General features: G+C 59.7%; 15 protein-coding genes and 1 riboswitch. Of the genes, 7 read left to right on the top strand and 8 right to left on the bottom strand.

Annotated elements, in window-relative coordinates; genetic code table 11:
• Positions 1-1,027 precede the first annotated feature (1,027 nt).
• From gcvPB to gcvT, 4 genes are all read right to left on the bottom strand, one after another.
• Complete coding sequence (gene gcvPB, locus ABGT79_RS03065; RefSeq protein ID WP_346664963.1) at positions 1,028-2,461, bottom strand: aminomethyl-transferring glycine dehydrogenase subunit GcvPB; 1,434 nt, start codon at positions 2,459-2,461, stop codon at positions 1,028-1,030.
• Complete coding sequence (gcvPA, locus tag ABGT79_RS03060; RefSeq protein ID WP_346664962.1) at positions 2,461-3,777, bottom strand: aminomethyl-transferring glycine dehydrogenase subunit GcvPA; 1,317 nt, start codon at positions 3,775-3,777, stop codon at positions 2,461-2,463. The genes gcvPB and gcvPA overlap by 1 nt, the downstream gene beginning before the upstream one ends.
• A gap of 2 nt (positions 3,778-3,779) precedes the next feature.
• Positions 3,780-4,163, bottom strand: coding sequence for a glycine cleavage system protein GcvH (gene gcvH / locus ABGT79_RS03055; protein ID WP_294489140.1), 384 nt, complete (start codon positions 4,161-4,163; stop codon positions 3,780-3,782).
• Positions 4,164-4,257: 94 nt separating this feature from the next.
• On the bottom strand, positions 4,258-5,340 hold the full coding sequence (gcvT, locus tag ABGT79_RS03050) for a glycine cleavage system aminomethyltransferase GcvT (protein WP_346664961.1): 1,083 nt from the start codon (positions 5,338-5,340) through the stop codon (positions 4,258-4,260).
• A 141-nt stretch (positions 5,341-5,481) separates the two neighbouring features.
• A riboswitch (glycine riboswitch) is annotated at positions 5,482-5,566 on the bottom strand.
• A gap of 665 nt (positions 5,567-6,231) precedes the next feature.
• Here gcvT and ABGT79_RS03045 point away from each other — a divergent pair.
• On the top strand, positions 6,232-6,708 hold the full coding sequence (locus ABGT79_RS03045; RefSeq protein WP_346664960.1) for a GNAT family N-acetyltransferase: 477 nt from the start codon (positions 6,232-6,234) through the stop codon (positions 6,706-6,708).
• A gap of 160 nt (positions 6,709-6,868) precedes the next feature.
• Here the strand turns inward: ABGT79_RS03045 and ABGT79_RS03040 are convergent, their stop codons facing one another.
• Positions 6,869-7,813: a LysR substrate-binding domain-containing protein gene (locus tag ABGT79_RS03040; RefSeq protein ID WP_346664959.1), complete on the bottom strand. Its 945-nt coding sequence runs from the start codon at positions 7,811-7,813 to the stop codon at positions 6,869-6,871.
• 397 nt (positions 7,814-8,210) lie between these two features.
• On the opposite strand from ABGT79_RS03040, the gene ABGT79_RS03035 reads away from it, so the two are divergent.
• The 5 genes from ABGT79_RS03035 to ABGT79_RS03015 all read left to right on the top strand — a co-directional run bounded on the left by ABGT79_RS03035 (position 8,211) and on the right by ABGT79_RS03015 (position 13,955).
• Entirely contained in the window at positions 8,211-9,065 is an 855-nt protein-coding gene (locus ABGT79_RS03035; RefSeq protein ID WP_346664958.1) for an amidohydrolase family protein, read from the top strand.
• A gap of 89 nt (positions 9,066-9,154) precedes the next feature.
• The gene (locus tag ABGT79_RS03030) at positions 9,155-9,658 is read left to right on the top strand and encodes a TRAP transporter small permease (RefSeq protein WP_346664957.1); all 504 of its coding nucleotides are present in this window, start codon (positions 9,155-9,157) and stop codon (positions 9,656-9,658) included.
• A gap of 2 nt (positions 9,659-9,660) precedes the next feature.
• Positions 9,661-10,926 (top strand): TRAP transporter large permease, encoded by a 1,266-nt coding sequence (locus ABGT79_RS03025; protein WP_346664956.1) that lies wholly within the window; start codon positions 9,661-9,663, stop codon positions 10,924-10,926.
• 20 nt (positions 10,927-10,946) lie between these two features.
• Entirely contained in the window at positions 10,947-11,948 is a 1,002-nt protein-coding gene (locus ABGT79_RS03020; RefSeq protein WP_346664955.1) for a TRAP transporter substrate-binding protein, read from the top strand.
• A gap of 84 nt (positions 11,949-12,032) precedes the next feature.
• Positions 12,033-13,955, top strand: a complete 1,923-nt coding sequence (locus ABGT79_RS03015) for an FAD-dependent oxidoreductase (RefSeq protein WP_346664954.1) — start codon at positions 12,033-12,035, stop codon at positions 13,953-13,955.
• A 160-nt stretch (positions 13,956-14,115) separates the two neighbouring features.
• Here ABGT79_RS03015 and ABGT79_RS03010 read toward each other — a convergent pair whose 3' ends face one another.
• Both ABGT79_RS03010 and ABGT79_RS03005 read right to left on the bottom strand, forming a co-directional pair.
• Positions 14,116-15,918: a [FeFe] hydrogenase, group A gene (locus tag ABGT79_RS03010; RefSeq protein ID WP_346664953.1), complete on the bottom strand. Its 1,803-nt coding sequence runs from the start codon at positions 15,916-15,918 to the stop codon at positions 14,116-14,118.
• 21 nt (positions 15,919-15,939) lie between these two features.
• Positions 15,940-17,919, bottom strand: coding sequence for an FAD-dependent oxidoreductase (locus tag ABGT79_RS03005; RefSeq protein WP_346664952.1), 1,980 nt, complete (start codon positions 17,917-17,919; stop codon positions 15,940-15,942).
• A 765-nt stretch (positions 17,920-18,684) separates the two neighbouring features.
• Between ABGT79_RS03005 and ABGT79_RS03000 the strand changes: the two genes are divergently transcribed.
• Positions 18,685-19,257: an AbrB family transcriptional regulator gene (locus ABGT79_RS03000; RefSeq protein WP_346664951.1), complete on the top strand. Its 573-nt coding sequence runs from the start codon at positions 18,685-18,687 to the stop codon at positions 19,255-19,257.
• 283 nt (positions 19,258-19,540) lie between these two features.
• Here ABGT79_RS03000 and ABGT79_RS02995 read toward each other — a convergent pair whose 3' ends face one another.
• Positions 19,541-20,230, bottom strand: coding sequence for a hypothetical protein (locus ABGT79_RS02995; protein ID WP_346664950.1), 690 nt, complete (start codon positions 20,228-20,230; stop codon positions 19,541-19,543).
• Between the last annotated feature and the right edge of the window lie 254 nt (positions 20,231-20,484).

The following is a 20,484-nucleotide window of genomic DNA, read 5'->3' as shown; positions in this document are numbered from 1 at the left end:
ATTGGCACTCTCGAATGTCAGCGATTCCGTTGCACTAATACTATTTTTCCCTTCGGAAACACGAATGGCAACGTTGGCGTACTCCCTGTTTGTATTAGAATAAGGGGTGGCTGGCTTGCTGACGACAAGTGTATCTCCCGATATGGACTCCCCTTTCAAATCCTTATTGGGAATCTGCTCAGCTCCTGCCATTCCGGCACCGCCCATGACGAGCATGGACGCCACGGCCAGAGAGCCGAAGGTGTTCATAAGGTGACACTTCTTGAGGACCGCTTTGTACCGATTGATGAGATTGCCGATTGCCCCTTTGGTCAACATGTCAATAACCTCCAGAATTGACTGTACCTTTTTATAGTATGCGCCTTTATGCACGGAGATGAACGTCAGAGGCATTTGGAAGATGCATACTATATAGCAATAACATAATGTAAGAATAAATCGTCAAAAAAATATTTTTTTAACGTATCTATTTTACATTTTTGTAAATATCATTAATTCCAGAAAAATTTTTTATTTCTTAAATTTGCTGATTTCAGTTTCATTTATGATAAAAATTGTTATTTTTTAATAAGTTATGATTTAATTTTGAAATAGATCTTTCACATAAGTTGATTAAAAATACAGATGATAAGAATTTTAATTAAAGAATATTTTTTAATTTTTATACAAAAGAAAAGAATAAATTATTTCATTAGGAAATGTCAGTTTTTTTTATAAAGAAGAATATCATTATGATATGAAGCAGCGCGGAGGGAAAGCGGCATTCTGCAAGATCACAAAAAAAAGCGCCGTCTGTTTTGGTACAGATGGCGCTTTACAGTAATAAGCAGCTTTTTTTATTGGATAGTTGACGGTAACATGCTTGGACGGACCGGGAGAGGCGGACGAAAATCAGTGATTTTCATCATTATGACATCCCGTCACTTGTCCCGCCGAACCGGCGAAGCCGGGAGGCGGAAACAAGGGGGCGCGGGGGGAATTATTCCCCCCGCATGCCTTTCCTGTCTTTTTCTGTCTTTCCTGCCTTTTATTCAAAGTTGTAGCGGAGCACGGGGGTGCGTGCGGCGCGGACTTCGTCGGGGCGGCCGATGGGGCAGTGGTGAGGCGCGGCGTGGAGGTAGTCGGGGTCGGTTTTGGCCTTCTCAAGGATGGCGAGGAGGGCGTCGGCCGCGTTGTCGAGGGTTTCGGGACTTTCGGTTTCGGTAGGTTCGACCATGAGGGCCTCGTGGACGATGAGGGGGAAGTACATGGTCGGCGGATGGATGCCGTAATCGAGCAGCGATTTGGCGACGTCCATGGCGGAGATGCCGGTTTCGTTCTTCAGCTTTTCGAGCGTCATGACGAATTCGTGCATGCAGAGGGTGTCGTAGGCCATGTCGTAGTGGCCGGCGAGCTTCTTCATGAGGTAGTTGGCGTTGAGCACGGCCATGGCCGAGGCTTCGGGAATGCCTTCCCTGCCCAGCGTGAGGATGTAGGTCAGGGCGCGCACCACGACAAGGAAGTTGCCGTAGAAGCTGCGCACGCGGCCCATGCTGTGTTCGGGGGTGAAGAAGCTGTAGCGGCCGTTTTCTTCGCGCACGCGGGGGGTGGGCAGGAAGGCCTCGAGGAAGGCCTTGCAGCCCACGGGGCCGCTGCCGGGACCGCCGCCGCCGTGCGGGGTGGAGAAGGTTTTGTGCAGGTTGAGGTGAACGCAGTCGAAGCCCATGTCGCCGGGACGGGCGTGACCCATGACGGCGTTGAGGTTGGCGCCGTCGTAGTAGCAGAGGCCGCCCGCCTCATGCACGATGCGCGTGATTTCGAGAATGTTGGGATCGAAGAGGCCCACCGTGTTGGGATTGGTGAGCATGAGGCCTGCGGTATCGGGGCCGACGGCCTTTCTGAGGGCTTCGAGGTCCACGCCGCCCTCGGCGTTGGAGGGTACGGAAACCACGGTGAAGCCCGCCATGGTGGCCGAGGCGGGATTGGTTCCGTGAGCGGAGTCGGGCACGATGATCTTGGTGCGGGCCGCGTCGTTTCTCGACTGATGATAGCGGCGGATGAGCAGCAGACCGGTGTATTCGCCGTGCGCGCCCGCGGCGGGCTGGAAGGTCATGCCGTCCATGCCGGTGATTTCGCAGAGCAGGCGTTCGGTCTTATAGAGCACCTCAAGGCAGCCCTGGGCGGTGTCGGCGGGCTGGAGCGGATGGATGTCCGTAAAGCCGGGGAGCGAGGCCATTTCCTCGTTCACCCGGGGATTGTACTTCATGGTGCAGGAGCCCAGGGGATAGAAGCCCTTGTTCACGCCGTGGGTCTGGGAAGCGAGCTCGGTGTAGTGTCTGCCGAGGTCGATTTCCGAGATTTCGGGCAGACGGGGAGCCGAGGCGCGCAGCGCGGACGAAGAAAATTCGACTGCGGGCACGTCGCAGGCGGGAATGAGGGTTTCGCAGCGGCCGGGACGGCTTCTTTCAAAGAGGAGTTTCATTATGCGCACACCTCCCGGATGGCGGTGACGAGTTCATCCATGTCGTTTTTGCTGCAAAGTTCGGTGCAGCACCAGAGCAGGCCGCCGTCCACGGGCAGGCCGCCGAGAATGCCCTTTTCGGCGAGCCTGGCGCAGAGCACTTCCGGATCCACGGGGCAGTTCGTGAGAAATTCGTGGAAGAATTCCCTGCCTTCGCAGCGCAGGGAGAAGCCGGGAATTTCGGCCAGCTTTGCAGCCAGATAGTGCGCATGGGCGGCGCAGTTTTCGGCCACGCGGGCGAGGCCCTTCGGACCCATGGCCGCGAGGTACACCGAGGCGGTCATGGCGCAGAGCGCTTCGTTGGAGCAGATGTTGGATGAGGCCTTTTCGCGGCGGATGTGCTGTTCGCGGGCCTGGAGGGTGAGCACGAAGCAGCGGCGGCCTTCGTGATCCACGGTTTCGCCCACGATGCGGCCGGGAAGGTGCCGCATGAGTTCCTTGCGGCAGGCCATGAATCCGAGGTACGGGCCGCCGAATCCGAGGGGCATGCCGAGGGGCTGTCCTTCGCCCACGGTGATGTCCGCGCCGTATTCGCCGGGCGTTTTCAGGATGCCGAGGGAAATGGGATTCGCGCTCATGACCATTTTTGCGCCGGCGTTGTGGGTGGCGGCGACAAGGGCGTCCATGTCTTCGAGCACGCCGAAGTAGTTGGGGCTCTGCACGAGGGCGCAGGCCGTGCTTTCGGAAAGGGCGGCGGCGAGATCGGCGGGATCGGTGGCGCCGTTCTTCACGGGCAGCACGGTGACGGGCACGCTGCGGCTTTCGCAGTAGGTCTGCACGGCGGCGATGGTCTGCGGATCGACGGCGCCGGCGAGCACGACGCCGTGTCTGCGGCGATCCAGGCACATGAGCACGGCTTCGGCCGCGGCGACGGCGCCGTCGTAGACCGAGGCGTTGGACACGTCCATGCCGGTGAGTTCGCAGATCTGGGTCTGGTATTCAAAGATGGACTGGAGCACGCCCTGACTGATTTCCGCCTGATAGGGCGTGTAGGCCGTGACGAATTCCTCGCGGGAGGTCACGGTTTTCACGACGGCGGGAATGTAGTGGCGATACGCGCCCGCGCCCCGGAAGATGCTGCGGAAGCGGACATTTTTATCCGCCATGTCGCGCACCTTGCGCGAGACTTCCATCTCGCTCAGGCCGTCGGGCAGGTTCAGCGAGTGCAGGCGCACTTCCGGCGGGACGGAGGCGAAAAGTTCGTCGGTGGAATGCAGGCCGAGGCTTGCGAGCATGGCCTGGCGTTCTTCCGACGTGGCGGGAATGTAGCTGCCCATGCCTAGGCCTCCTCGTTCTTGCACACGGCCTCGTAGGCGGCGGCGTCCAGCAGATCGCCGACGGCGGTCACGTCGGAAACCTTGATGAGCCAGGCTTCGTAGGGCTTTTCGTTGAGCAGGGCGGGGTTGTCGATGAGTTCGCTGTTCACGGCGGCCACGGTGCCGGTCACAGGGCTGAACACGCCGGACACGGCCTTCACGGATTCCACGTCGGCAAAGGAGTCGCCCACGGTGACGGCGTCGCCTTCCTGGGGCAGATCGATGAACACGATGTCGCCGAGGGAGCTCTGGGCGAAGTCGGTGAGGCCGATGACGGAAAGACCGTCTTCGTTCTTGATCCATTCATGAGACGCGGAGTATCTGAGTTCGGCGGGAATGTGAGACATGGCATCCTCCAAAGAGACGATAGAAGGTTCAACGAAGAAGGTTGCGCAGGCCGCGCTTTTTCGGCGGCTCTGCGGGGAGAGAAAGGCCTGCCGGCTAGCGGTGATAGAAGGGCAGGGGCACGATGACCGCACTGACCCTGCGGCCGCGCACGTCCACCTCGACTTCGGTGCCGGGGGCGCTGTGGGCGACGTCCACGAGGGCCATGGCGAGAGCCTTGCCCACGGCGGGGCAGTGGGTGCCGGAGGTGGTCATGCCGATCTGCGTGTCGCCGATGAACACGGGCTGATGCTCGCGGGCAATGCCGCGGCCGGTGACTTCGAGGCCCACGCGCACGCGGGCGGGCGCGCCTGCGGCCACGAGGGCGTCCTTGCCGATGAATTCTTCCTTGTTCAGCTTCACGCCGAAGTCGAGACCGGCTTCGAGGGGCGAAATGGTTTCGTCCATTTCGTGGCCGTACAGGGGCATGGCGGCTTCAAGGCGCAGGGTGTCGCGCGCGCCGAGTCCGCAGGGAATGAGGCCGAATTCCCCGCCGGCCTCGCGCAGGGTCTTCCAGAGCTTCACGGCGTTTTCGGGCGCGGTGTAGATTTCGTAGCCGAGCTCGCCGGTGTAGCCCGTGCGGGACACCATGCACTTCATGCCGGCGATGTCCACGTCGCGCACGGCGGTGTAGTACTTCTGCGGCAGTTTGTCCTCGGGAACCAGCTTCTTGAGGATGGCGGGCGCGGCAGGGCCCTGAAGGGCGAGCTGGGCCACGGAGTCGGAAATGTCTTCGGCCCTGGTGCCGGGCAGAAGATTGGCGGCCATGTGGGCGTAGTCCTTGTGCCGGTTGGCGGCGTTGACCACGACGAGATATTCTTCGTCGGAGAACTTGTACACGACGAGGTCGTCGATGACGCCGCCCTTGTCATTGCACATGACGCTGTAGCGCACCTTGCCCACGGGCATGCTGGTGAAGTCGTTGGTGAGCAGGTGGTTCAGGGTTTTCAGGGCCGTGGGGCCGGTGAAGAGCACTTCTCCCATGTGGGAGACGTCGAACAGGCCGGCCGCCTGACGCACGGCCATGTGTTCCTTGATGACGCCTGTCGGGTACTGCACGGGCAGAAGATAGCCCGCAAAGGGGACGATCTTTCCGCCTTCCGCGACGTGTACGTCGTAAAGTGGGGTTTTGAGTTCCATGGAACCTTCTCCTGCGAAAAAAGAAAATAAAAAAAGAGGCACAGCAGACGAATTGCTTCGTCCTCTGTGCCTCTGTTACCAACCTGAAAGATTCTCCGCCGCGCGGATTGCCTCATGGGTGCATGCCTGCTTTCCAGAGTTTGTCCAAAACCGGTCCTTTTGCCTGAGAGTTCTTGCGGCCCCTTCGGCTCCACCCAGTGAGGGTGATCTCTCCCGGTTTCTTCAACCAAGTCATGCCGGATCTCTATGCGCTTTGGGAAAACAGCCTTCGCTGTTTTTTAATTCAGAAAAAAGGTAGCACGGCGGCGGAACGAGGTCAAGGGGAGGCGGGCGAATGCCGGAAAAAAAGTTTATGATTTCGCCGGAAAAGCGTATTTTTTCACGAGTGGAACAGGAATGTGAGCCTGGAATGCAGGCCTGGAACGGAAGCGTTCCGGAAGCTGGGCAAAGACGGAGCGCGTCCGTCGGCCGGGGCACGAATCAGGAGCGTGCGAGGCAGGGGCGAGGGGATAAGGGAGAGGGAAAAAGGAAGAGGCGCAGGGAGCAGAAGGCGGGCGGAGCCAAGGGAATGCGCGAGAGAGGCGGGGAAGGAAAAGGCAGGGCGAAGAGACGGGAGGCGGGGAAAGGGGAGCCGCGGGGGAGAGCTCTTGCCGAAGGAGAGCTTGAGCACGGCGGCGAGGAACGAAAGGATGCGGCCGGTCGGAGCACGGCGAGAAGAAAGGAAGGCGGACGGAACCGGAGGAAGGCGACGGCGGCCTTGGGGAATCTGAACTGTCACGGCGCGGCGGAGATATGCAGGCGCGGCGCACGGAGGCATCGGGCTGAGAGGTGTCCCCGGCGGAAAAATTGCGTTAGAACAGAATCTGCCCCGCACGGGCAGGGAGGAGATGCATGACGGAATTTGGTTTCAGATTTGCGGAACGAAAGGATATCGCTCTTATTTTGCAGTTCATCAGGGAACTGGCAGAGTATGAACATCTGCGGCACGAAGTTGTCGCGGATGAGGCGACTTTGGAAGAATGGATTTTTGACCGGAAGAAGGCGGAAGTCCTCTTTGCCCTTGAAAACGGCAGGGAAGTCGGCTTTGCCCTGTTCTTCCATAATTTTTCCACGTTTCTCGGCAGGGCGGGCATCTATCTGGAAGATCTGTACGTCCGGCCGGAATGCCGCGGCAGAGGCTGCGGAAAGGCGCTTTTGGAGAAGCTCGCCGCCCTGGCCGTGGAACGCGGCTGCGGCCGTCTGGAATGGTGGTGCCTCGACTGGAACAGGCCGAGCATCGACTTTTATCTTTCCCTTGGCGCGGAGCCTATGAAGGACTGGACGGTGTACAGAATAGCCGGAGACGCGTTGCAGAATCTTGCCCGCTAGCTGCGGCGCTTTTGGGCAGGAAAAGCTTGCGTTTTCGGCCAGCTGCGGAAACGCAGCGCGGTAAAGAGGAAGGGCCGCCCCGGAAAGGGCGGCCCTTTTCATGTTCATGCGCAGACGGCGGGCAGAGCCGGGGCTGCCCGACATGGGCGGCGGCGCTTCCTCAGTTTTCGCGGGTATTGAACGTTTTCTGCACGCACTGCATGAAATTGTTCAACGCCGCGTTGCAGCGGTTTTTGCGCATGACGATATAGGTGCAGGACTGAATGTCGAGCTCCGGCAGCGTACGGAACGTGACATTGGTCACGGCCGTGTACAGGTCTGGAGCGATGGCAGGGATGAGTTCGCACGGATGAGGCAGCAGAGATATGCCAAGACCCGCGCCCACCAGCCAGAAGGCCGTGGAACGGCGGCGTACCCAGAAGATGATGTTGGGCTTTTTATCGCCGAAATAATTGTCCCACCACTGGTCCAGCGCCAGTTTCATGTCGGCGGTTTCATCGGTTTCGTCCTTGCTGCGCATGATGAAGTTGCAGCGGCGCAGTGCGTTCGGCGTTATGCGTTTTGCCGAGGCCAGCGGATGGTGGGAGGGGATGGCCAGCTTGACGGGCCCGGTCATGATGGGAACGCCCGTCAGATCCGGCGGAAAAAGGGAGTCCGCAGTGCCGGTGATGATGGCTATGTCCAGCTTTCCGCTCTGCACGCCTTCCACGGTTTCTCCGGGAATGAGTTCCTGCACCCTCAGGCGGATGTTGGGGAAGTCCGTCTGCATTCTCAGGAAGGCGCGTGCCAGACGTTTTATTTCCGTAACGTCGCCGTATCCTACGGAAAGCACGCCTTCCTTGCCGTTGAGAAGACTTTGCAGGCGAAAGCGCAGATCTTCGGCGTCGGAGAGAAGCTTTCGAGCTTCCTTCTGAAATATTCTGCCCGCTTCGGTCAGTTCTATCTGTCTGCCGCTTCTGTCGAAGAGGGGGCCGCCGAGATCCCGTTCAAGAAGGGCTATCTGATTGCTGAGAGCCGGCTGCGTCATATTAAGAAATTTCGCCGCTCGTCCGAAGTGCAGCATTTCCGACAGCACCAGAAACGAATTGATCAGTCGAATGTCCATGAGCCTTCTCTGCAATATGCGTTCGGAAGCGTGTTTATTGTCAATTAAATCACAAATCTGTGCAGCATTTTTCCATTTGTCGGAATAATGTCTGCAACATGTTTTTTTTATTCTTCATACTCGTTTTTTTCAGAAGAGGAAAGAAGAGGTGTTTTCTGTGGACGGCCTGAAAAGTTTTTCGGACGTGCATCAAACGTCGCACAGACGTCATTGTTATATGCAACATATTGACTGCATTAATTTTTTTATAACGATTGCCGCGCTGAAATAAAAAAAATTTATCAAACGAAAAAAAAGAAAAATTAGACGCGCCCACAGGCTTTAATTATTTATTTCTCATGGCCCGTCTCCCTTTCGGGACGGAAGTATTCCAACCTTTATCCTCAGGAGAGTTTTCATGATCATTGACGCTCGAAATCGTCCTGCCACCAAGGAATACCTTGCCTCCACCATCAATCTTGCCGACTTCACGCGGGAGATGCACAAGGGCTTCGGCGTGCCGAAGGCGGAATCCGTCAAGCAGGAATCCATGGAGCTGTACTGGCAGGAAATGGATGAAGCCGGCATCGACATCGCCTGCGCGCCCGCCCGCTGGGGCAGCGGTCCTGATCCCATCGTATCCCCTGAAGAGGTGGTTCGCGTTCAGACGGAGAATCCCAAGCGCATTTACGGCGCCATCGCCGTGAATCCCTGCGAAATGGAAAAGTCCATGGCCATGATCGACAAGTACGTGGTCAACGGTCCCATCCGTGCGGTCAATCTGGAGCCGACCAACGGCGCCATTCCCATGTATTACGACGACAAGCGCGTGTATCCTCTGTATGATTTTCTGCAGGAAAAGGAAATTCCCGTCTTTCTGCAGCAGGGGGGCGTCATCGGACCGGACATCTCCTACAACAGTCCGGAACGGCTGGACAAGATGCTTGCCGATTTTCCCAGGCTGACGGTCATCGACATTCATGCCGGAGCTCCCTATGTCGACGCCACCATATTCTGTGCGTATCGTCGTCCGAATCTGTATCTCAGCGCGGACATGTATCTTTGCAACACTCCGTTCTGTTCCCGCTACATTGAAGCGGCGAACTGTCTGATTTCCCGTCAGTTCGTGTTCGGCACCTCCTATCCCTTCATTCCCATGAAGGACGCCCTTGAACTCTGGTACAAGATGGGCGTGAAGCAGGAACTTCTCTCCCAGATCATGTGCGACAACATAGCCCGGGCGCTTCGTCTGGACTTCAACGACTTCAAGTAGTTCTGTCCGGCGGGGCCGGTCATCCGGCCCCGCCCGAGTCCCCGTGAAGACGGTTTCCGCAACAAGCCCATCTCATCGGAGAAGACAGAATGAAAAAATCGTTACTGAACCTTGTGGATGACGTGACGGACTATGTGGGAATGTTTTTCCTGTGCGTCATGTGTGTGGTCATCCTTGTCCAGATAGTTTTCCGGTATGCCTTTCACAACGCTCTGGCCTGGCCCGAGGAAGTTGCCCGCTTTTCCTTCATCTGGGCGACCTATTTTGCCATAAGCATGTGCATGAAAGGCGACCAGCACCTCAGAATTACGCTGCTCCAGACATTCATAAGCAAATCCGCAGGCCGGTATGTCGATGTGATGTGCATGCTGCTGAACATCGTCTTTTTCGCCGTCTGCATCTTTCTCAGCTGCGATCTTGCCGTCAAGGTGCGCGACATGGAGCAGATGGCCGTTTCCATTCCCCTGCCCGTATGGATAGTGTGGACAGGCATTCCCCTGGGCTGCGCGCTCACCCTCATACAGGCGGTGAGGAATCTCTGGAATCTTCTCTTCAATCATCATGCCGGTGCCGCCGGACAGCAAAGGGGATAGTCATGGATCCGGTCGTCATTACGGCAGTGGTTTCTCTTGGACTCGTGTTTCTGAGCGTGCCTCTGGGCGTGGCCATAGGATTCGGCGTGCTTGCCGGACTTTGGGCGGGAGACATGCCCTTCATCCTCTTTACGCAGAGGCTTTTCAACAATTTCGATTCGTTTCCCATCATGGCCGTGCCCTTCTTTCTGCTGTCGGCGGAAATCATGGCCCAGGGCACTCTGGCCGACAAGCTGCTCGGGCTCTGCCGCGCCACATGCGGACATCTTCGCGGAGGCATGGCGCATATTTCCATCATCACGTCTCTTTTCTACGGCGCGCTTTGCGGCTCCGCGGCCGCGGCCGTGGCGGCCGTGGGCGGAATGATGATTCCCGCCATGGAAAAGGACCATTATCCCCGCAAGTTCTCCACGGCCATCAACTGCGCGAGCGGCTGTCTGGCCAACATCATTCCGCCGTCCATCGCCTTCATTCTGTACGGCTCTTTTGGGGGAGTGTCCGTGTCGGACATGTTCCTTGCGGGCATTCTTCCGGGCTTTGTCGTGGCGGGCAGTCTGATGGTTGCCGCCGATATCATCATCCGCCGCAAGCACTACGGCGAGATTCTGCCCCGCGCAAGCTGGGCGGAACGGCTTCAGGCGCTCAAGCGAGCCGCAGCTCCCCTCGGCGTGCCGATCATCGTTCTCGGCGGCATTTACGGCGGCTTCGTCACTCCTACGGAAGCCGGCGTGCTGGCCGTGTTCTATGCGTTCATCGTCGAGCTTTTCTCCCGTTCCCTGACGCTGGGAAAATGCAGGGCCATCCTGTGCAGGACTCTCAACACGCTGGGCATGTTCTTTCTCATCCTCATCACGGCCAATGCTCTCGGCATTCTCATGCTCTACCTCAACATTCAGGAAAGCCTCATTGCCGGCATGAGGGGACTGACCACGAATCCGCAGGTCTTTCTGGCCATCATGATCGTGTTTTTCCTGTTCATAGGAACCTTTCTCGAAGCGACGGCCATCATTCTTATTCTTACGCCTCTGCTTGTGCCCGTGGTGACGAGCTATGGTCTGAATCCCGTCCATTTCGGCGTGGTCATGATCATCTGCACCTGCATAGGACTGCTCACGCCGCCAATGGGAACCAACCTTTTCGTGGGCAGCAGCATAAGCGACGTGCCCGTGATCACCCTGGCGCGGGAAATTCTGCCCTTTGTGTTCGCCATGATCATATCCGCCTTCGTGGTGGCGTATGTGCCCTGGCTGGCTTTGGCCCTCATCTGATCGTTACAAGGAGGTACGTTATGGAAACCATGAAGAAAATTTTCTCCGTCGTATGTCTGGCAGCCATGCTTCCTCTGGCGGGGGCCGTTTCGGCAGAAGCCGGTCCCGTCGTTCTCAAGGCCTCCATTCTTCAGCCGGAAGGCGATCCGTCCGTGGTGGCGTTCCGCGAAGGCTTCAAAAAGACGCTTGAGGAAAAGAGTCACGGAAAATACCGCGTGGATGTCTTTACCGGCGGCTCTCTGGGGAATGCCGACACGGTCATTCAGGGCATACAGTTCGGCACGCTTCATTTTGCCACGGAAAGTCTGGCCAACTTCTCCCAGTTCAATCCCGAACTCGGCGTGTTCGATCTGCCGTATCTTCTGCCTGAAAGCAAGGATATCGACAAGGTCTTCAAAAGTCCCGTGGGGCAGCGCCTGTTCGGCAAGATAGAAAGTCGCGGGCTCAAGGTGCTGGATTTCTGGCTGAGCTCCTACCGTGCCATATGCTCCACCGTGCCCATCGCCACGCTTGAAGATGCAAAGGGGCTCAAGATCCGCACGACGGCTTCCAGATGGCACATGGCGGCCGTGCAGTCCCTTGGTCTGAGTCCCACTCCCATGGCGCCGACGGAAATCATCACCGGTCTTCAGCAGGGCGTCATTGCCGGAACGGACACCGAATATCCCAGCATCATTGCCTGGCATTTCATCGACGTGGCCAAGAACGTGACGCTTTCCGATCATGTTCCCTGCTGCTGGGTCATGCTGACCAATCAGAAGTGGCTCGACAAGCTGCCCGAAGAAGACAGAGCCATAGTGGAGGAAAGCGTGCAGGCCTATCATTCCATACTGACTGCCGAATATGAAAAGCAGAATGCGGAAACGCTGAGAAGCATTGTCGAAGACTACGGCGGCAAGGTGTATCGCCTCTCCGCTGAGGAAAAGCAGCGCTGGATGGATAAGAGCAGGGCCATGTATGACACTCTTCCCGACAACATGAAGAAGCTTGCCGAAGAAATCAGGGCTGCCATCAAGGAATAGAGGACGAGCGCGCCGCTGAGATGTTTCGGCGGCGCATGGAGCCGCACGCCTGCAACGTTCAACGATCGACACAAGGAAACAAAGATGCTCGACGCAATTTTCAGGCCCATGACCATCAGGGGCAAGACCATCAGGAACAGACTTGTCGTGCCGCCCATGGTGACGGACTTCTGCACCGGCGACGGAAAGGCCACGGAGCGTTACATAGCCTATCATGAGGAAAAGGCGAAGGGTGGCTGGGGACTCATCATAACCGAGGATTACGGCATAGATCCGAAGGGGCGCGGATTCAGCCATGTGGCCGGTCTGTGGAACGACGAACAGATGGAAAGTCATGCCGAGCTGCCCGCCCGCGTGCATGCCTACGGCGCCGTGATTCTGGCGCAGATCTATCACTGCGGCAGGCAGACGAACAGGGCAGTCATCGGTCAGGCGCCGGTGGCCCCTTCTCCCATAGCCTGTCCCTTCGGCACGGATGTGCCCAGGGAACTGACCGTGGACGAGATTCATGATCTGGTGAACCGTTATGCCGAAACGGCGCTGCGGGCAAAGAAGTGCGGTTTCGACGGCGTGCAGATTCACGGGGCTCACGGCTACCTGGTATGTGAATTTCTTTCTCCGTACACCAACAAGCGCACGGACGAATACGGCGGAAGCTTTCTGAACCGGGCGCGTTTTGCTCTGGAGATCATTCGCGCCGTAAGGAAGGCCTGCGGAGAGGACTTCATCATCGACATGCGCGTTTCCGGGCGGGAGTGCGTGGAAGGCGGACTGGAACTGGAGGACATCAAGGCGCTGGTTCCCCTGCTGGAAGCGGCGGGACTGGACATGATTCATGTTTCCGTGGGCAACTATCTGTCCGTGGACGACAACATCGCGCCGGCCTCGGTGCCGCATGCGTGGACTTCGGACTGGGCGAAGGAAGTGAAGTCCGTCGCCCGTATTCCCGTGACCACGGTTTCGCGCATCAACGATCCGTTTCTTGCAGACAGTCTGCTTCGTCAGGGCAAGGCGGATTTCGTGGCCATGGGACGGGCTTCTCTTGCCGATCCGCATCTTCCCCGCAAGGCCATGGAAGGACGGTTCGAGGACATACGCCGCTGCATCGCCTGCAACGACGGCTGCATAGGCACGCTCTTCGGCGACAGGCCCATACGCTGCGCTCTCAATCCCACGCTCGGTCGGGAATACGAGGGCGGCGTAAAGAAGGCGGAGCTTCCCCGCAAGGTGGCCGTAGTCGGCGCGGGTCCTGCGGGTCTCTACGCGGCCATGACCGCAAAGGAGGCCGGACACGACGTGACCGTTTATGAAAAAAGCGACCGGGCAGGCGGCCAGTTTTATGCCGCGGCCATTCCTCCCTACAAGGGCGAGCTTGCGGATTTCATTGCCTGGCAGAAGACGCAGTGCGCGAAGCTCGGCATCGACATACGGTATCGCACCGAGGCCAGTGTGGATCTCATGAAGCAGGAAGCTCCGGATGTCGTGGTGCTGGCCACGGGGGCGGTTCCTGCGGTTCCGCCCATTCCCGGCGTGGACGGACCGGCTGTGGTGACGGCGCTGGACGTGCTTTTGGGACGGGTGTTTCCCGGCAGAAACTGCGTCGTCATAGGCGGCGGTCAGGTGGGCGTGGAAACGGCGCATTTTCTGGCTCAGATGATGCGGCATGTCACGGTTCTGGAAATGAGGGACGAAATTGCGCCGGAAGAGGCCATCGGGCCGCGCACCAAGCTTTTGCGCATGCTGGAATTCCGCAGGGTCGAACTCCTTACGCAGATGCGGGTGCTTGAAATCACGTCTGAAGGCGTAAGGGCTCTGGACAAGAACAGTCTGATGCATGAATACGCGGCCGATACCGTGGTCATAGCCACGGGGTCCAGGCCCTGCAACGGTCTTGCGGAAGAGCTTGCGGGCGCAGGTTTTCAGGTCAGAATCGTCGGCGATGCGCTGAAGGTGGGGCGCGTGCTCGACGCGACGACACAGGGCTACGATACCGGCAATTCTCTCTAGGGCCGCATGGAAGGCGTTCCGCACGGCGTATCCGGCCTGGCGGAATGAGCCTGAACCTTGTGAAAGGAAAAAGGGCGCGGAGAAATGTTTCTCCGACGCCCTTTTTTCTGTCAGGGAAAGAGCCTTTTCGCTTTCCCGGGAGTTCGGGATGCGGCGACCGCTAGGCCGACTGATCGGTGAGCGTCAGCTTTTTCTTGGTGGCGGAAATGCTTTCCGTCTGCACCTTGCTGCGGTCGGTGTAGTGTGTGTGCAGCAGTTCGTGCGCCTTGTGGGAATTGGGCTCGCCGAGATATTCCTCATAGAGCTTGACGACCTGCGGATTGTTGTGCGACTGCCGGCGGGGCTTGTGGCTGTCGATGGCGTACAGGCCCTGCTGACGTTCGCGGGAGTGCGGATGATAGTTCTTCTTCACGCGGCAGGTGCCGCCGCCGGCCACGCAGCCGCCGGGGCAGGCCATGACTTCAATGAAGGTGTAGGGCGACTCGCCGGCAAGAGCCTGATCGACGAGCATGCGCGCGTTGGCAAGGCCGTGTGCCACGGCCACCTTGATGACGCCGTGTTCCTTGCCGAGGTCCACGTCGGCCTCGCGCAGGCCCTTCATGCCGCGCACGGGAGCCACGTCCACGCCGGGCAGTTCCTTGTGATTGAGCACGGCGTACACGGTGCGCACGGCGGCTTCCATCACGCCGCCGGTGGTGCCGAAAATGACGGCCGCGCCGGTGGAATCGCTCATGTAGGGGTTGTCGAAGGGTTCGGGGTCAAGTTTGGCAAGATCGATGCCGTTGCGGCGCAGCAGCTGGATGAGTTCACGCACGGTGATGACCACGTCGGTGTCGGGCTGATTGCTGGTGTAGAGCTGGGCGCGGGCGGCCTCGTCCTTTTTGGCCGTGCAGGGCATGATGGACACGTTGCGTATTCTGCGCGCGGGAACGCCCATCTTTTCGGAAAGGTAGCTCTTGACCAGCGAACTCGACACGGCCTGCGGGGAACGCGTGGTGGACACGTAGGGCAGAATGTCCGGACAGTGCTTTTCGGCATAGTTCACCCAGCCGGGGCAGCAGGAGGTGAACATGGGGAGCCTGCCTCCGTTTCTGATGCGGCCGAGCAGTTCCGTGCCTTCTTCCATGATGACGACGTCGGCGGCGAAGTCGGTGTCGATGACGATGTCCGCGCCGAGGCGGCGCAGGGCGGCCACGAGGCGTCCTTCCACGTTTTCGCCGGGGGCGAGGCCGAATTCCTCGCCGACCACCACGCGCACCGAAGGCGCGAAGGCGAACACCGTGGTGAGTTCGGGATTGGCGAGGTAGTCGAGCACTTCGTCGTTTTCATCGCGTTCGGCGAGCGCGCCCGTGGGGCACACGAGGGTGCACTGGCCGCACTGGATGCAGGCGGAGGTGTTCTGACTGGGCGCCATGCCCACGCCTATGTGCGCGCCTATGCCGGTGCCGTCCACGGTGAGGGCGGCCACGCCCTGCACCTTGCGGCACACTTCCACGCAGCGCAGGCAGCGTATGCACTTGGTCATGTCGCGCACCATGCCGTGCATGGTGTTGTCGAAGGGGCGGTCGTGCGCAAGGCGCGGGGCGAAGCGGTTGGTGGAAAGACCCACGTATTCGGCGAGATTCTGAAGCTCGCAGTCGCCGTGACGGGCGCAGGCCGCGCAGTCCTGATCGTGATCGGCAAACACGAGTTCCACCTGCAGGCGCTGCATGTTGCGCACGCGGGCGGATCTGGTGTTCACGCGCATGCCCTCTTCCATGGGAGTGTTGCAGGAGGTGACCATTTCGGTGCGGCCGTTTTTGTCGGTTGCCTCCACAAGGCACACGCGGCAGGTGCCGGGCTTGTGATCGAGCGGCTGGAAATGGCAGAGGGTGGGAATGAATATGTTGTTGCGCCGGGCCACCTCAAGGATGGTTTCTCCCGACTCGAAAGTGTAGTCACGTCCGTTGATGGATGCGTTCATGGCGGATTCTCTCATAAACGGTTAGGCCTTGAAGCCGGGGATGGGGGAGCGGGTAACCACGGACAGAATGCGATAGCAGCGCATGCAGCGTCTGGCTTCCTGCCAGGCTTCCTCCTGCGACATGCCGAGTTCCACTTCCTTGAAGTTGTGTGCGCGTTCGGCCGGGGGGAGCTCGTTGAGCTTCACGCGGGGCTTCTTTTCCTGACCGCAGACGGGATCGTCGCCGAGCAGACCCGCCTGCTGGATGATGTGACTGATGCGCTCGCGGGCGAGGAATGGCGGACGGTCGTATTCCAGATAGCTGGCGATGGCCTGCGCGCCGATGGACCCCTGCGCCATGCCGTGGATGAGCACGCTCGGGCCCTTGGTGCGGGGACCGGTGGTGCCGTCGCCGCCCGCGAACACGCCGGGGCGCGAGGTGGCCTGATAGGCGTCCACGATGATGCAGTTCTTGCGGTCGAGGGCGATGCCGTCGGCCTCGGTGAGCATGGCCGGATCGCTTTTCTGACCGATGGCCGCAATGACGTAGTCGCAGGGAATGACGAATTCCGAACCGGGAATGGGCTTGACGCCGCGGCGGCCGCTTTCGTCGGGTTCGGTCTGCTGCATCTTCACGCAGCGCAGGCCCGTGATTTTGCCGTTTTCCACCACCAGCGACTGCTGACCGGAAAGAAAATGGAATTCCACGCCTTCGCGGCCGGCTTCCACGATTTCCTCGCGATCGGCCGGAGCGTCGGATTCGGTGCGGCGGTACACGAGATGCACCTTGCCGCGGGTCATGCGCACGGCGGAGCGGCAGCAGTCCATGGCCACGTTGCCGCCGCCCACGACCACCACGTCGCCGTCGAGGGTCGGGGTTTCGCCGCTTTCGAGGGCGTCGTGCACCTTTTCCAGAAAGTCGATGCCGTTTTCATAGGCGGGCAGGCTGGTGTCTTCGCCTTCCATGCCGAGGTAGCCGCCGAGCGGGCAGCCCGTGGCGATGAACACGGCCTTGTAGCCGCGGCGGAACAGATCGTCGATGTGGAAGTCGCGGCCGAGCTTCTGATTGAAGAAGAACATGCCGCCCATGTCCTTGACGAGTTCGTTTTCCTGCATGAGCACGTTCTTGGGCAGGCGGTAGAAGGGAATGCCGTAGCGCACCATGCCGCCGGCCTTGTCGTGGGCTTCGTAGATGTCCACGGGGTAGCCCGTTTCCAGAAGCTGATAGGCGCACGTCACGCCCACGGGCCCCGCGCCGATGACCGCCACGCGCTTGTTCTTGGTGGTGGGGCAGGGTTCGGGCTTCAGAATGCCGGGCACGATGGTTTCATCGGCGGCGAAGCGCTTGAGATTCTTGATGTCCACGGGGGCGTCCACCTGACCGCGGCGGCAGGCCTTTTCGCAGTAGCGCACGCACACGCGGCCGCAGCTTCCGGCAAGCGGATAGTGATTGAGCACCACGCCGGCGGCAAGATCGTTGTGTCCGTCCTGCAGGTAGTCGATGTAGCGGGGCACGTTCACGTGACTCGGACAGGCTTCGATGCACGGACTCGTGGTCACGGAATAGAAGCCCGCGTCGCTGTGAAGGGGGAAGGGACGGAGTTCGTCGGGAAAATGGGTGAGGGCGTCGAGCAGGGGCGTGGTTCCGGTGCGGCCCACGCCGCACAGCGCGGTTTCGTGCATCTGTTCGGTGATGTCGCGCACTTCCTCCCACTGCACGAGTTCGCCGCGGCAGGCTTTTGCCAGCTCCTGAGCGAGAATGGGCGAGCCTGCACGGCAGGGGGAGCACTTGCCGCAGGATTCGGCGGCAAGGCGCTGATGGTGTTTCCACAGCGCCCAGACAAGGCTGGCCGTGCGGGAAAACACCAGGAACCCCCGGTTGCTGAGGAAAATTTCCGTGGGATTTCCCTCGTTGAACTGATCGAAAAGTTCCAGCGGCAGGTCTTCGGGAGCGGTGGGAGCCGCGGTTCCGCGGTTGTCGTACACGACATTGTCCCAGACTCCGTAAATCAGCTGCGGCATAGGGCAAAGCCTCCTTGGTGGTGCGGTGTAAATGGTCGCCGGAAACGGTCTATCTTCAGGCTGTCGTCAACCTTATATTCAGACTATCGGGTATATGTAGGTAAAAAAGCAATCTTCGTAAAGAGCCGAAATGTTGCGGGCGCAAACGGCCCTGAAAAGGGAGCGCGGAGGCGGGCAGACGCTGTTTTTTTGCGCCGTCGGGCTCGGAAGCCCCTGTGCGCTCCGGAAATGGCGCGGCGCAGGCTCCGGAGAAGCTTGCCCGCTTCGGAAAAAGGCGGGGCGCTGAGCGGGGGGGTGAGTGACGGGTGGCGAAGCCGGCTTCCGGCTCGGGGAGGAGGCGGCAGAACACGGCGAAGGGAAAGCGCGGGGGCGGCCGCATTTTTGCAGAAGCGAGCATTGGCAAAAGTCCGTATGTTCCGCAGAGACGGAGCTTTTCTGCGCAACAGGGGGACAACGCGGCAGTCGGACCCTGCGCCTTTCTGCAGGGCGGCCATGATTTTGTGAAAACGCCTCGCCCGGAGAAAAATTTCCTGCATGTTTTTGAGAAGGCGCGGAAGGCGTTTTCTTCGTGCGGCGTTTTTCGTCTGTAGAACGGCTTTTGCTTTGGAAGAGAACTGTTGAATATTTTTTTATACGATTCATTACGTTTTTCACAAGTGCAGGAGCAAGGCCGGTATCGGCCGTCGAGCGTTGAAATAAGGAGTCGATATCCGGGAAAAAACAGAATATTGCAGAAAAAAATCGTCTGATTCTTCTGCTTCGGCGATGGAGGGAACAACGTTTACAAAGCGCGGAGGTTCAAGCTATACCGGGCAGAGAAAAACGGCGAGGGATGTCATGAATCATCAGATCATTATGCTGGTTGTTTCCGGAGCGACGGTAGGCTGCATTTTCAAGTTCTTCCACATTCCCGGCGGCTGCATGCTCGGCGCCGTCGTAGGAAGCATGGCCGTGAAGCTGCTGGGGCTGGCCGACATTCAGATGCCGTCCCTGTTCTACAACGCGGCGCAGCTCGGCATAGGCATATGCGTGGGCTCCATGCTCTCGCTGGACATGCTGGCCAGCATGAAGGATCAGATTCCCGTCATGATACTCAGCACCTGCATTCTGCTCGCGGCCGGACTCGGCGCGGCCTTTGTGGTGCGTCATATGACGGATATCGACGTCATCGGCTCCATTCTGGCCACGTCGCCGGGCGGCCTCAACGCGGTCATCGGTCTGGCCGACGCCAATGAAAACCTGCCCAAGATCATGGCGTTTCAGATGACGCGTCTGTACGTGGTCATTCTGCTGGTGCCGGTGTTCTGCTGGTGCATGAAGTTCTTTTTCCACAAGTAGCGAGGCTCTTGCCTGCGGCAAGGCGCGCGGGGCGGAAACGTCCGTCGTACTTCTGAAAAGTCTTGCGTGCCCGCGAAGGCGGCACGGAATGGCGGTCGCCGCGAGAAAGAAATCCGCGCTGCCCGGGCAACATGCCGTGCGACACGCCGCGGAATCGGCGGGGTTGAGATGTTCATGAATTTGCTGCGCGAAGGGCGCAAAAAATGTCCGTGATCCCGGAATGGGACCACGGACATTTTTTTATCGGGCGGCGTTGCCGGCGCGCCGCGGAAAGGCCGGGAAATCAGCGGCGAGGCCCTCTCGGAAAGCCCATGCCCGGACGAGCGCCGGTCGGTCTTGCCGGCATGGGCCGGGAGACGCCGCCGGAAGGACGCATGATCGGGGGACGCGCCCCGCCGCCTGCCGGACGGATGGCGGGCGGACGACGCCCTGCGCCGGGTCTGGCCATGGGCGGGCGCACGCCGGGCGCGCCGGGGCGCGTCATCTGGGGCCTGGGAGGTCTGCCTGCGCCCGGCCGCATGACGGGCGGGCGTGTTCCCGGAGTTCCGGGGCGCACCATGGGCGGTCTGGGGCCCGGTCTTCCCGGACCGACGACGGGTGGTCTGGGACCGGGCGCGCCGGGGTGCAGTCCTGGCGGTCTTGTACCCGGGGGTCTTATTCCGGGAGGCGGAGGCCTGTGCCCGGGAGAAACGATGCCCGGAGCCGGAGGTCTGTGCGGCGGGGGCGGAGGAAGCACGCCGTGGGGTCTCGGCGGAGGCGGGGAAACGATGACGGGCGGAGGCAGCACGGGGAAGATCAGCGACGTGCCGTAGTAGCCCGGCGCGGCGTATCCGCCAGTGCCGACGCTGACGCTGCCGCCATACACGCCGCCGGATCCTACGGCCACGCTGCCGGCCACGTCCGGCCCGTAGGGGTCGTAGGCGCATCCGGAAAGACTGAGGACCATCAGGGCGACAAGAAGCCTGCGCTTCATGGAAAGTCTCCTTAGAGCGGTTTTCGCTTGAACGTTCCGTCGGCAGGATGCGCCGTGAGCAAGGCGCGGCGCGCCTGAATCGGGAGCATCCGATCCGGCGGGGAGGGCGTGGCGTCGGAGACGCCGGACGCGGCGCCCTCAGGGAAGAAAGGACGGATGCCTGAGATGCGTTTGAAGACGGCGGACGCCTCGATGTTTCGTCCGTCTGCGCGCGGGCGCGAAAGGCGGGAGGCCGGTCTTTTGCGGGCCACGGC

The sequence above is a fragment of the uncultured Mailhella sp. genome, assembly GCF_963931295.1.
Taxonomy (GTDB): domain Bacteria; phylum Desulfobacterota; class Desulfovibrionia; order Desulfovibrionales; family Desulfovibrionaceae; genus Mailhella.
Note: the sequence above shows the minus strand (reverse complement) of the source record. Positions and strands in the feature narration are given on the sequence as shown.